The following is a 12,305-nucleotide window of genomic DNA, read 5'->3' as shown; positions in this document are numbered from 1 at the left end:
CCGTCAGAACCGCACGAACGCCGCCTCCGACCGCGAGGTGGCCTGAACGAAGTCTCCATCAGGACCAGGACGGTTCACTTATCCACAGGGGTGTGGATAACGTGAGCGGGTTTCGGTAGGTGCGCGCGCTATTTTGCCTGATCGCGCGGGCCGAGGAGGCGTCGGCCGCCTGCTGACCGCGCGCTGTTTTGCCTGTTCGCGCGCGCAATTGTGCGCGCGGTTAGACGAATGGGCGCGCGGTTAGCCCTGGTGCCTGCGGTGGAGCGGCCCCTTCATCGCTCATCGAACCGGACTTGGTGGTGCGCGCTGTCTCCCAAGGTGCAGGCCGAAGAGGGGCCGAACCAACGCTGACCGCGCGCCATTTCTCCTGGCGCGGGCTGAAGAGGGGCCGAACCTCCACTGACCGCGCGCTGTTTTGCCTGATCGCGCGCACAATTGTGCGCGCGGTTAGACCAATGGGCGCGCGGTTAGCCCTGCCGCCTGCGATCGAGCGGCCCCTGCACTACCCATCGAACCCCGACCCACTAACCCCGCGCCATTCCGCCAGGCGCAGGCCGAAGAGGAGCCGAACCCCCACTGACCGCGCGCCATTTCGCCCAACCGCGCGCTCAATCGCACGCGCGCTCAGACCAATGGGCGCGCGATAACCGGCCCAAACCAGCACCGCGCCACACCACACCTACGCCACAAACTGCTCCACCCGGTTCCGCCCGTTGCTCTTGGCCCGATACATCGCGATGTCGGCGGTATGCATTCCCACCGTCACCAAGTCGTAGCTCGTAAAGGTTCGGCGGTCGCTCTCGTTCAGTACCGATATGCCGATGCTTGCGGTGACGGGTACGTCGTCGCCCTCGTCGCACAGCATTTGGCGCACGGCGTCGGCCATCGCCTGAAACTTGGCGGGCTCGATGGGCAGGACGACGACGAACTCTTCGCCGCCGCGACGGGCCACTACGGCCGGAGCGTCGAAGAACGCGCCGAGTCGGCGGGCCGTTCTGACCAGTACGCGGTCTCCCGTGCGGTGCCCGTGCTCGTCGTTGACCTTCTTGAAGTGGTCCAGGTCCACCAGCATGAACCCGATCGGGAGCGCAGTCTTGTCGATGAGCGCGGCGGCTTCGTACTGGAGTCCGCGTACGTTCTGCAGACCGGTCAACGGGTCGGTGTGGGCCTTGACGATCTGGTTGCGCAGCGATCGGTCGAGCGCCTTCGACGACCCGTTGGACAGAGCGACGGTGCCGTTGACGGCCAAGAGGACCACGATGGCCCGGGGGATCACGTCGACCACGCTGTGTTCGCCCTGCTGCACCGAGAGCACGGCGAACAGAATGATGATCGACGACGTGAATGCCACGTGCCCGACGAGAACTCGCCGCTCCGCGAAGTGAGCTACGTAGGTACTGACCAGGGCGAACAAGACCGCGCCGGTGAGGGCGGCGCTTCGACTCGCGAACGTGCACAGAACGATGGTGACGCCGGCGTCCGCGTACGCGGTGAAGAAGCCGACCACTCGATCCTGGCCCGCGGGCCGGTCCCACCACGAGAAACCCTTGCTCGACACCGAGACGGCGAACGCCACCGGCATTGTCGTGAGCACCACGAGCAGAGCGATCACCGTCGGCGCTCCCGACGCGGGTCCGTCGTCGGACAGGAGCGAGAAGAATCCGGCCACCCCGAACATCGGCACGAGGACGGCGATGCTCAACCGCACTCGCGTCTGCATCGGGGTGGTGACCGATTCGACGTACGGATCGACCGGAGCGCGTCTCCTGTCGAAGCCGTGGAAATCGTTCTTACGCGTGGTCACAGTGCTCGCACGCTACCAATTGAGCGGGGGGTGTGACGTCAGAATTGGTTGCAGGTTGCGAAGGCGTTCGCAGCCAGGCCGGCGCCGGGCCCGTCGATGAACGAGGAGATGGAATCCGCGATCCACGGCTGCGTGGTGAAGAGCAGCTGCCGCTGGAACGGAGGCGACGCCAGGAACGACGCGAACTGCGGGGCGATCGGCGAATTCGCAAGTGCGACGGCCTCTTCCGGCGACACCGCGTAGGTGGCGGCCACGATTTGGTTGAACGAGCAAGTCGAGTTGACGAGGGTGTCGAGTGGTAGTGCCGATGCACTTCCCGAGCCGGCGACGACTGCCGCGGCAGCACAGGCTCCGACGATGGACATGCGCGCGGTCTGTCGAATTCTCATGCGCCGATCTTAATTCACCGCGACGGGTCTCGCCGACGAGCGAAATGTACGACAGGCGGCGATTCGGGCAACCGGGATACCCTCAGCGCATGCGAGGGATCATTTTGGCGGGTGGTTCGGGGACGCGTCTGCATCCGATCACGCTGGGCACGTCCAAGCAATTACTGCCGGTGTACGACAAGCCGATGATCTATTACCCGCTGTCGACGCTGATTCTGGCGGGAATTCGCGACATCCTGATCATCACCACTCCCCACGATGCGGAGTCGTTTCGGCGTTTGCTCGGCGACGGATCGCAATTCGGGGTCTCTCTCACCTACACCGTTCAGGAGGAGCCGAACGGGCTGGCGCAGGCGTTCGTCCTCGGCGCGGATTTCCTCGGGAGCGACGACGTCGCACTCGTGTTGGGCGACAACCTTTTCTACGGGCCCACCATGGGCACCCAGTTGAGCCGGTTCTCCGGTCTGAACGGGGGTTCGATCTTCGCTTACCAAGTGGCGGACCCGACGGCGTACGGCGTGATCGAGTTCGACGCGAACGGAGTCGGGGTCTCCCTGGAGGAGAAGCCGAAGGTGCCGAAGTCCAATTTCGCGGTGCCGGGAATGTACTTCTACGACAACGACGTCGTAGCGATCGCACGCGATCTGCAGCCGTCGGCACGCGGCGAGTACGAGATCACCGACGTCAACCGGACGTATCTCGAGCAGGGCCGATTGCACGTCGACGTGCTGCCGCGCGGGACCGCGTGGTTGGACACCGGAACGTTCGGATCCCTGCTGGAGGCGTCGGAGTTCGTGCGGACGATCGAGCACCGGCAGGGCCTGAAGGTGGGATGCCCGGAGGAAGCGTCGTGGCGCGTCGGTTTCATCGACGACGACGAACTCCGCACAGCCGGTGAGCGCCTGGTGAAATCCGGGTACGGGTCCTACCTGCTGGGCCTGCTCGACGGCGGTATGCGCTCCTTCTGAGCGTCCGTTACCGTATCGAGACCAAAACGTTATTTCTCTGTCGGCCTGTCGCGATTCAAGTCAGAGCACCGTTTTCGCGATCGTTATCGAATGGTGTGACGGTCGGTAACGCCTGAGTAACCCGCAAGAATCTCGACTGTCGAGTGCTCGCTCGGCCACGCCGCCTCGATCGTCTCGTCGAGCGGACCCGCGGACACGGTTCGGCCGCGCCAGGCCGCCGTCGGCTTCTGTTTCCGGGCAGGCAACCGAGCAAAGACGCGCCCCAGTCGCCGGAAACAATACTCAGGTATCGCGACAGCCATTGTTGAGCGCCCATGACGCATTTATCGGCAAACCATCATGACACGGTTTCAAACCGTCGGTTCGGTAAGTAATTCGCAAGGCTGATATTCGGTTGGCCATTCAGCTTCTCTGTGTAGTCTCGGCTCGACAGTTGGGTAGTTAAAAAACCAACTGCTGTTCTCGGGGGCTCGAACGTTAGGACCGTCATGCGCATTCTGAGAATGACCGAAAAAGTTGGTCGCCGAGCGACTGCATTGGCTGCGGCAGTCGGTGTGGCCGCCGCGCTCACGATCGTCGCCGCACCGACTGCGTCGGCAGCAGGCGGCATCGGTCCGAGATCGCTTGGGGTAACGGCAGTTACGCTCACCACCAATCCGACGTCCGCGTCGATGGCACGCGACTTCGCGCAGATCAAGGCGAGCGGTGTTCCGAGCGTGCGATTGCCGATCCAGTGGCCCGACATCGAGCGCACGCAGGGCAATTTCGACTGGACCATTCCCGATCAGCTGGTCTACGGCGCCTACTATTCCGGCCTGAAGATTCTGGGCGTGGCCACCTATACGCCGTCCTGGGCCGCCATTCCTGCGGGCCGTTCCTACATTCACCCCGCACCCAATGATCCCGCTCAGTACGCGAACTTCGTCAAACTGGCCGCTCAGCGATACAAGGGCATCGTCGACAACTGGGAAATCTGGAACGAGCCGAACATTCAGGGCAGCTTCGCTCCGAGGCCCGACGTCGCCCGCTATACACAGATGCTCAAGCTGTCGTACCAGGCGGTCAAGTCCGTCAACCCGGTCGCCACGGTCATCAGCGCCGGCTCCGCACCCACACTCGACTCCGGCGTCGAGATCAGTCCCGGCACCTTCATGCAGGGCATCTACGCGAACGGCGGCAAAGGCTTCTTCGACGCGGTGGGACTGCATCCGTACAGCACGCCCGACAACCTGAGCACGGCCTCCTACCCGTGGTCGTCGAAGACGCACATCCAGAACGTGCAGGCGAGCATGAACCAGAACGGTGACGGCGGAAAGCTCTTCTGGACAACCGAATACGGCGCGCCGACCGCCCCGGGCCAGCAGTACGGCGTCACCGAGGCCCAGCAGGCGTCGATCCTCGCCGACGGCATCAGGTACCTGCGCTCGCTGCCCAACTGCGGCCCGATCTTCATCTTCGACTTCCGCGACACCAACACGGGCAGCACCAACGTCGAGCAGAACTTCGGCCTGCTGCGCACCAACTACTCGCCGAAGCCTGCGATGGCGACCGTGCGAAGCATGATCAATCAGTAGTAACGATCGACCCGCGGTCACTTCGCCCCCGAACGTCGCCCGACCACCGCGAAGTAGGGTCGAGCGCGTGAGCAAGCGCAAGTGGGTTTCCGGTATCGACATGTCCATCGCGAACGCGAGGTATATGGGCGTCGTCGGGCCGGTGGAGCCGTGGGACGAAGACGACCTGCGTCGGGCGGTTCGCCGGCTCGCAGCACGAGGAACGCAGACACGCATCGCGCTTCATCCCACGGCGTCGTCGCATCGCTGGAACGTCGACCCCCTCTTCGACGACGGTGTCGTGACGCCCTCGGAAGAACTGGGACCCGGCGGTTTCGCGTCGGCCCTCGAGGAGCTCCGCCGAGCGGAGGGTGACCGACCGCCGTTCCGGATGACGCAGATCGGCCGCTACATCGCGGGCGACGTCGATCACGGTCTGGGCGACGGCAAGCTGTACATCGACGTCATCCACGCACTGCACGAAGACGCAGAGTCCGGGTGGGCTCGGGTGCCCGAAACTCGCTGGGCCATCCCCAAAGCCATTATCGGAACGTTCGTCAAACACCCGAGCAGACTGCGCGACGCGCTACGTGCCCGCGCGGCCCTCAAATCCCTGGGGGACGGTGACGCCCCGGTGGCGTCGACGGACACCACGCACTGGGCGCCGTCGGTGTCCCTCGAAGTAGCCCTGGCGTCCAAGTCCAGCGAAGCAACGCTTACCGCGTGGCGCAAGGAACATGCTCCGAAGGCAAGCGGCGCAACGCTGTCCGCCTTCCTGGTGCGCAAGGCGCTCACCGTGGCGGGTCTGACGGTGGACCCGAACGTGATGATCGCGGTGAACTGCCGCCGGTACCTGAAGCCAGACCAGACGGTGAACGGGAACTTCATCACCGGGCTCAGTGTGCCGATGCCCTTGTCGCGCGACATCGAGGACATCGCCGCTGTGCTGTCGCAGGTGTACAAATCCGGCTACCCGTTGATCTGGATGACCTTGTCCGCGGCGCTGGCGAGGCTACACAGGTCCGGTACGCCGGTGGTGCCCACCGAGGCGTCCGTCGGTCCGGTCATGAAGCTGATGTACTCGGACCTCGGTCGACCGCCGAAGTTCTCGCAGGCCGACTGGATCGTCGGGGACGAAGGAGCCGAGCCCATGTTCACGGGCCTGCTCGATCCGGCGGGCCCCGAGGCGGTGACCGTCATGAGTGGATCGGTGCGCGGCGAGCGAACGTACTCGGTGTCGTTCCACGACAACGTGTTCTCTCGCTACGCGATCAAGCAAGCGCTCCGTCTGGTGACCGAGGACCCGATGTCCCTGCTATAGGGCGCTACTGGTCCAGCACCACGGCGTAGAGGGGCGCGCCGGATGCCTTGAGGTCGTCGGCCACCAGGACGATCTCCGAGCGAGACGCCTTGGTCGGGTCGACGACGAGCACCGTGGCGTCGCATCGTCCCGCGAGCACTGCGCCGGCACTGGACGTGTTGGACGGCGGCGTGTCGATGATGACGTAGTCGTGGCTGTCGAGAAGCGCGCGAATGGTGTCCGTCATGCGCTGCGACGGGAGCAGCGGTTCGATGTTCGACCCCGAGCCCACGGTGAGCACGCTCAGGTTCGCGGAACCGCTCTCCTGAGTGGCCTCGTCGGGCTTGAGTTCCTCCGACAGGACGTTGATCAGACCGGAGTTCCCCGACAGCTGGAGAAGGGACGCCAACTGCGGCCGGGTGTGGTCCGTTTCGACGATGACCGTGGAACTGTCGGTCTCGGCATATGCGATGGCGAGGTTCAACGACGTCCGATGAGTCGAGTCGCCGACACCGGTGACCAGAATGACCTTCGGCCGGACCTCGCTGGCCTCGAGACGCACGCGCAAGCGGCGGAACGATTCCTTCGCCACCAGAATGCGTTCGCTCGTCGTCTCCGTGTCGGAGTCGACCAGATCGCCGTCGGCCGACCGGACCGCGACGTCGTCCGTCGTGACGGCCGCCGGATCTGCGACCAGTGCGGCGTCGAGGTCCGTGGACTCGCCGTCGGCGCGGTTCGACACGCTACCGAGAACGGGCAGGCCGGTCGCCTTCGCCAGCGCCGGCGCGGTGGCGAACGAGCGTGCGGCGCGACGGTTGAGGAACAGTGCGAGCCCGATGCCGATCAGTGTTCCGACGACCGCGCCGATGAGCGCATTCGACATCGTGTTGGGCGACGACGGGCTGCTCGCCGGTTCCGCTGCGTCGACGACGGACACGGTGGTGCGGGGCTGCGACTGGCCCACCGGCGTCTCGAGCGGAGTGATGTAGTCGATGAACTCGGTCGAGAGGGTGTTCGCGATTTCCGATGCGCGGTTGGCCGACGGGTTCTTGACCGACACCTCGATCAGCACGGTCTTCGGAACGACGGTTGCCGTGGTGTCCGCTGCGATCGACGAAGCCGAGTCCGGGAGTGCGAGCGTGTCGACCACGCGCTGGGCCAGCAGCTCGCTGGAGAGGATCTGCGCGTAGGACACCGCGCGCTGCTGAGAGAACTGGTCACCCTGGTACGACTCCGACGATGTGGTGCCGCCGTTGGTACCGACGAACAGGCGTGCCACGGAGGTGTATTGCGGCGTCTGGAACGCCGAGAACGCGATGCCGGCCAGTCCGCCGAGGACGACGAAGAGCGCGACGATCCACCAACGGGCTCGTGACCTGCCGCTTGCCTTCGTTCGTTTCATGTCGTTGGCCTTCTCGGTTGTGGGGCGTAGTCGATTCGTTGGTGCACCGGTCGTGGATCGCTCGCTATCGCGCGAACAGTCCCGTCCTGCCGCGCTTGTCCGCGGCCGATCCGTCCTCGGACGCCTCGCTGTGCGACCTGTTCGCGTTGAACACGACCCCGGCAATCTCGTTGCCGGTCTGTCGAAATTCCTCTGCCATTTCCCCGACGGCGTCGAACGTGGAACGCCCTGCGGCCACCACCAACACGACGGTGTCGGCCGACTTCGATACCCGCAGAGCGTCGCTGTGCGAGCTCGCGGCCGTGTCGATGATAATCCAGTCGTGGTCCGCGCCGAACTCGTGAATGAGCGAGGTGACCACAGGCGAGTCGACGAACCGGCCCGGATCGTCGCCGACGACCCCGATCGGCACCGGCGTCAGCAGGCCCTTGGCATTGACGTGGGCGTCGGTGGACACGCCCTCCTCCTCGACGAGCGCGGAGACGGTGATGGGCGCTTCCGGAATCCTTGTCGCGAAGTCCGAGGTGCGGGTGTCGAGGTCGATGACGGCGACACGCTTGCCCTCGTCGCACAGGGCCTCGGCCAGTCCCAGCGCCACGCTGGTCTTGCCGTCGCCCTGCTGTGACGACGCGATGAGGACCGTGCGGGCCAGCTTGTTCGGGGCCAGCGGCGTCGCCTCGAGAGAGGCTCGCAACTCGCGCATCGGCTCGGCGGGGTCGCTCTGATCGTCGGCGCCGAGTGTCGCGAGCACGGGCACCCCGGCGGCATCCTCGGCCTCACGGGCGGTGCGGACAGTGCGATCACGCAAGGCGAGCAGCACGGCGAAGGCCGCACCCGCTGCGAGACCGACGCCCGTCGCAGCACCGAGGATGAGGATGGGGGAGAGCCCGGCCGGCGTCGAGGAGAAGCTGGGCGGCTCGACCACGTCGAGTTGGGCGCGCGGGGTAAGCGATCCGTCGACGGTCTCGAGCGCGATCACCTGCTGCTGCATGTCGGTGACGTAGGCCTGGTTGATCTGCTGCGCCAGCTCGGGGCTGCTCCACGTCACGGTGATCGAGATGAGCACGGTGTCCGGCACCGGCGCCGCCAGAACGGACGCGATCAGCGTCGCCGGATCGGTGTCCAGGCCCAGATCCTGGATCACCTTCGCGGCCAGGTTCTGGCTCGCCACCAACGCCACGTACGACGGCGCACGCTCGCGTGCGTAGGCGTCGCCGCGGTAGAAGGTGTCGGCATCGTCGCGCGGAGTGGTGACGAACACCGCCGACGTCGACGAATAGGTCTTGCCCTGCGACAGGAGAGCCGCCGCGACGAGGCCGAGAACGATGAGCGCCACCACCGCGACGGAGCGCCACCGGTCGCGGAGGATGAACAGGTAGTGACGGACGACTTCGTTCACGGTCAGTTGTCACTCTCGTCGGCGGCGGTTGCGGAAGATGTAGCCGGCCGGGTGAGCGCCGAGACCAGTGCGTCGGCGATCAACACGTTGCCCTGCTCGTTCGGGACGAAGAGGTTCTCCTGCGAACGCAGCTGCTCGATGTCCTGGCCGCGCAGCCAGCCGAGCGCGGCGGGATCGACGAAACTCACGTTCGTCGGCCCGTCCTCCCCGGCCAGTGCGTTCTGCATCACAGTGGCCATCGAGACGGGCCGCCCGGTTGCGCTCGCGACCGCCGGTGAGAAGTTGTCCAGCGTCCACGGCGCGATGACGACGATGCGCGAGGTCGGCCAGGCGCGTCGAGCGTGCTGCACGGTGTCCAGGAACGCGGTGGACAGCTCGCTCGAGGTGCGGGACTGATCGTTACGTCCGGCGTCGAGCACCACCACGTCCGCCCGATAGAGAACCTGCGCGCGGTCGATGCGCGAATCGACCGTGGGGACGTCGATGGTCGGTCCGGTGCTCTGCGTGCCGGAGGCGGGTTGTGTGATCGTGCCCGCGAAGTAGGCCATGTTGACGTCGGACTCGACGTTGCAGAGGTACCCGAGCCGAGTCGCGGTCAGGCACGCGTAGCTGCGGTTGGGCAGCTGGGACGCGCCGGCGGTGTAGGTGTCGCCGAAGAACAGCATCGACGCCTGCGTGCCCGTCGGCGCCGACGGCTCGAGCACGGCGGGGGTGGAGGGGACCTCGCTCGAACCGCGAGAACCCAGCACGACGGTCACCGCGGTGAGCACGACCACGACGGCGAACAACGCCAGCACGACGTCGCGTGCGCGAATGCCGCGTATCCGAGAAGGGAAGGGGCGCGCCATGGATATCGCCGTCCTTCCTCTCGCTGATCGTGTCCGATTGATGCAGTTCCGGTCACAGAAGAATCGGAACCATTTCAGACGACGTTACCGAAAGCTGCCCGATGTCCATATTCTTCGTGCGCCCGCTCTCCATGGGAAAATCGCCGGACGCGCACGCGGTATCGTTCCCCCGGTAACGACAACGCGCCGATTCGAAGGCCGTGGGAACCTCCGGCCGGCGATCCGGCACCCGGTCGGCAACGAAGCGAATTGTAACGGTGGCGCCCGTCTGGGCGGTTTATCACGGGCGAGGCCGTCGCGCGGGCAAGGAACGAGGCATCAGAGAATGCAAGGCGCTGTGATCACATCACCCCCCGCCGCACCGAGGGCCGACTCCACACAGCGGTCGGCGGAGCGGACGGTCGACCGTCCCTACCGAATTCGGCCTCGCACGAATATTCGGCGAGATGTGTATCCGCGCGTTCTGTACTGCGGCATTCTTTTCCTGGCCGGCGCCACGTCCGGCATTCACGTCAAGGGATACACGCTCACCGTGATGAGCGGACTGATGCTGTTGATTGCTCCGGCCGCATTGCTGAAGAAGTGGACGGTCGGTCAGCTTCTCCCGGTGGCACTGGCGTTCGTCGGAACTCTCGGCTGGATAGTCTCGTCACAGCTGAATGTGGTTGCCATCACAGATCAGCGCATCATCTCGTGGCCGTCGTTCGCTCTGTACTTGATCGGGATCGTCGTCCTGGTGGGCCGAAATCTCGAGCAATTGTTCGCGCTCGCGGTCGGTGTGGCCGTCGGATCCTGCTTCTACTACCTCACCAGTGGACTTCCCGCTCTCGGTGCGCCGAGCTTCGAGAACTACTGGAAGTACGCCTTCGCCCCGTGGATCACGCTGATCGTGCTGTACGCGCTCGTCGTGCTCGGGGTGTCGCTGCGACTTCAGGCCCTCGTGTTGATCCTGCTCGCGTTCACGTCGCTGGCCCTCAACTACCGATCCCACGCGCTCGTCTGCATCGGTGCCGCCGCTGTCGTGCTGGTCACGCACTACACGCGTGACCGCCTCGCGCGCTGGGTTCAGATAGCTCTGGTCGGCGTCGCAGGTGCGGTGTTCGGCAGCATCGTGCCGATCATCGCGCGCACCGGTATCGCCGGACAGGCGCTCAAGGACAAGGTCGAAACGCAGGACACCACCGGCGCTCCCGCCATCTTCGCCGGCCGAACGGAATCACCGCTGTCGATGTCCGCGATTTCCGAGAAGCCGTGGTTCGGATGGGGAAATGCGAACTACCTGACCGACGAGGTCTTCGCGAAAGGCGAAGCCCTGGCCGTGAAGATCGGATTCGATCCGACCCTCGACATCACCTCGTCGTGGCGCCTGCCGAACGGCGACACCTCGCTGCACTCGGTACTGCTCAACGGATGGGCCGAGGGCGGCGTGTTCGTGGCGCTGCTGCCCATGGCGCTGATCGGCATGGCCATCGCGATCGTGTGGAACTCGCCGCGGTACGGAATGTGGAGCGCGCTGGCGCTGGTCGTCGCGACTCAGGCTCTGTGGGACCTGTTCTTCTCGCCGCTGTCGTACAACCTGCTGACCATCCTGGCCGTCCTGGCCGCGATCTTCTCGGCGCGACATCTCCCGAAATGGACCGGTTTCGGTGACGACCCTGCCCGCGTCACGTCCGTCGACGACGACGGTCTCGTGACCGCGGCCGGTCGACGATGAACGGCAACGAGCGGCCGACCGTGAGTGTGGTCATCCCCACCATCGGCCGGCCGCAGTTGAACGACGCCGTCGCGTCGGTGTTCGCCCAGACCTACCCGGTGGATCAGATCGTCGTCGTGCTCGACGCGGACGTGGACATCTCGCTGCCCGACGACCCTCGTATCCAGGTCGTGCACACCGAGTTCGGCACCGGGAGCTCGCCCGCGCGGCAGACGGGCATCGAATGCGCCAAGGGCGACGTGATCGCTCTCCTCGACGACGACGACGAGTGGTTCCCGGAGAAGCTCGAGGCGCAGATTCGCTCCGTGGCCGACGTCCCGTCCGATCTGTGGCTCAGCTCGACGCTAGTGGAAGTCCACGACGGCCGCCCGATTCCGCGTGTGATGCCGACCCGTGTGATCGGACCGCACGACCCGGTCGACGACTACCTCTTCCAGTTCCACGAGCCCCGGTTCGGCGGCTCGGGTCTGCAGACGTCGACGCTGTGCTTTCCACGTGCAGTTGCCGACCGCGTTCCGTGGTCGCGTCCCACCGCCGCTCTGCACGACGATCCGACGTGGGTCATGAAGGTGCGAGACGCGTTCCCGGACATCGTGATCGTCCAGCTCGACACTCCTCTGGCTCGCTACAACATGGAGATGTCGTCGCTCTCGCGCACCGGTCGCGACGAGAGTCGGGACTACATCGAGTGGGGTGACGTCCACCTTGCCAAGGCCAAGCGGCGAACCCGCGGTGACTACTACTTCACCGGACCGGTCACGTCGGCGGTGTCGGGCAACTCTCTCACCGGGATTCTGCGAGCAATGGTGGTCGGGGTTCGCAAGGGCACTCCCGGACCGTGGGCCATCATCTACGCCTTCGCGTCGGTTGCACGCGTGATGCTGAAGAAGATGCGCGCGATGCTTCCCTCGCGCGAGAACGGGTGACG

General features: G+C 65.4%; 10 protein-coding genes. 5 read left to right on the top strand and 5 right to left on the bottom strand.

The features are described 5' to 3' along the window. Positions 1-679: 679 nt before the first annotated feature. A complete protein-coding gene (locus AC59JP_RS10660) occupies positions 680-1,804 on the bottom strand; it encodes a GGDEF domain-containing protein (RefSeq protein WP_497325708.1) in 1,125 nt (374 codons plus the stop codon). A 38-nt stretch (positions 1,805-1,842) separates the two neighbouring features. Beyond that, positions 1,843-2,193 (bottom strand): hemophore-related protein, encoded by a 351-nt coding sequence (locus AC59JP_RS10655; protein ID WP_497325707.1) that lies wholly within the window; start codon positions 2,191-2,193, stop codon positions 1,843-1,845. 89 nt (positions 2,194-2,282) lie between these two features. Here AC59JP_RS10655 and rfbA point away from each other — a divergent pair, with 89 nt between their 5' ends. The 3 genes from rfbA to AC59JP_RS10640 all read left to right on the top strand — a co-directional run bounded on the left by rfbA (position 2,283) and on the right by AC59JP_RS10640 (position 6,035). Further along, positions 2,283-3,161 (top strand): glucose-1-phosphate thymidylyltransferase RfbA, encoded by an 879-nt coding sequence (gene rfbA / locus AC59JP_RS10650; RefSeq protein ID WP_497325706.1) that lies wholly within the window; start codon positions 2,283-2,285, stop codon positions 3,159-3,161. Between the two features lie 503 nt (positions 3,162-3,664). After that, positions 3,665-4,735, top strand: coding sequence for a glycoside hydrolase 5 family protein (locus tag AC59JP_RS10645; protein WP_497325705.1), 1,071 nt, complete (start codon positions 3,665-3,667; stop codon positions 4,733-4,735). Positions 4,736-4,802: 67 nt separating this feature from the next. After that, a complete protein-coding gene (locus AC59JP_RS10640; RefSeq protein ID WP_497325704.1) occupies positions 4,803-6,035 on the top strand; it encodes a hypothetical protein in 1,233 nt (410 codons plus the stop codon). Between the two features lie 4 nt (positions 6,036-6,039). On the opposite strand, the gene AC59JP_RS10635 is transcribed toward AC59JP_RS10640, so the two are convergent. From AC59JP_RS10635 to AC59JP_RS10625, 3 genes are all read right to left on the bottom strand, one after another. Continuing rightward, a complete protein-coding gene (locus AC59JP_RS10635; RefSeq protein WP_497325703.1) occupies positions 6,040-7,416 on the bottom strand; it encodes a tyrosine-protein kinase domain-containing protein in 1,377 nt (458 codons plus the stop codon). A 64-nt stretch (positions 7,417-7,480) separates the two neighbouring features. Next, positions 7,481-8,815 carry a tyrosine-protein kinase domain-containing protein gene (locus AC59JP_RS10630; RefSeq protein WP_497325702.1) on the bottom strand — a complete coding sequence of 445 codons (1,335 nt, stop codon included), beginning with the start codon at positions 8,813-8,815 and terminating at the stop codon, positions 7,481-7,483. Between the two features lie 2 nt (positions 8,816-8,817). Beyond that, the gene (locus AC59JP_RS10625) at positions 8,818-9,663 is read right to left on the bottom strand and encodes an SGNH/GDSL hydrolase family protein (protein ID WP_497325701.1); all 846 of its coding nucleotides are present in this window, start codon (positions 9,661-9,663) and stop codon (positions 8,818-8,820) included. A 337-nt stretch (positions 9,664-10,000) separates the two neighbouring features. On the opposite strand from AC59JP_RS10625, the gene AC59JP_RS10620 reads away from it, so the two are divergent. After that, on the top strand, positions 10,001-11,377 hold the full coding sequence (locus AC59JP_RS10620; protein WP_497325700.1) for an O-antigen ligase family protein: 1,377 nt from the start codon (positions 10,001-10,003) through the stop codon (positions 11,375-11,377). Between the two features lie 20 nt (positions 11,378-11,397). Next, positions 11,398-12,303 (top strand): glycosyltransferase family 2 protein, encoded by a 906-nt coding sequence (locus AC59JP_RS10615; RefSeq protein WP_497325699.1) that lies wholly within the window; start codon positions 11,398-11,400, stop codon positions 12,301-12,303. Positions 12,304-12,305 lie beyond the last annotated feature (2 nt).

This window comes from Rhodococcus sp. 320_ES, from assembly GCF_059691855.1.
The sequence above is the reverse complement of the archived record's forward strand: the minus strand, read 5'-3'. Positions and strand labels throughout refer to the sequence as shown.

What these genes read in the sequence shown, in the direction of transcription:
- AC59JP_RS10635 (WP_497325703.1), bottom strand. Translation starts at nt 7,416, where the DNA reads ATGAAACGAACGAAGGCAAGCGGCAGGTCACGAGCCCGTTGGTGGATC.
- AC59JP_RS10645 (WP_497325705.1), top strand. Translation starts at nt 3,665, where the DNA reads ATGACCGAAAAAGTTGGTCGCCGAGCGACTGCATTGGCTGCGGCAGTC.
- AC59JP_RS10625 (WP_497325701.1), bottom strand. Translation starts at nt 9,663, where the DNA reads ATGGCGCGCCCCTTCCCTTCTCGGATACGCGGCATTCGCGCACGCGAC.
- AC59JP_RS10655 (WP_497325707.1), bottom strand. Translation starts at nt 2,193, where the DNA reads ATGAGAATTCGACAGACCGCGCGCATGTCCATCGTCGGAGCCTGTGCT.
- rfbA (WP_497325706.1), top strand. Translation starts at nt 2,283, where the DNA reads ATGCGAGGGATCATTTTGGCGGGTGGTTCGGGGACGCGTCTGCATCCG.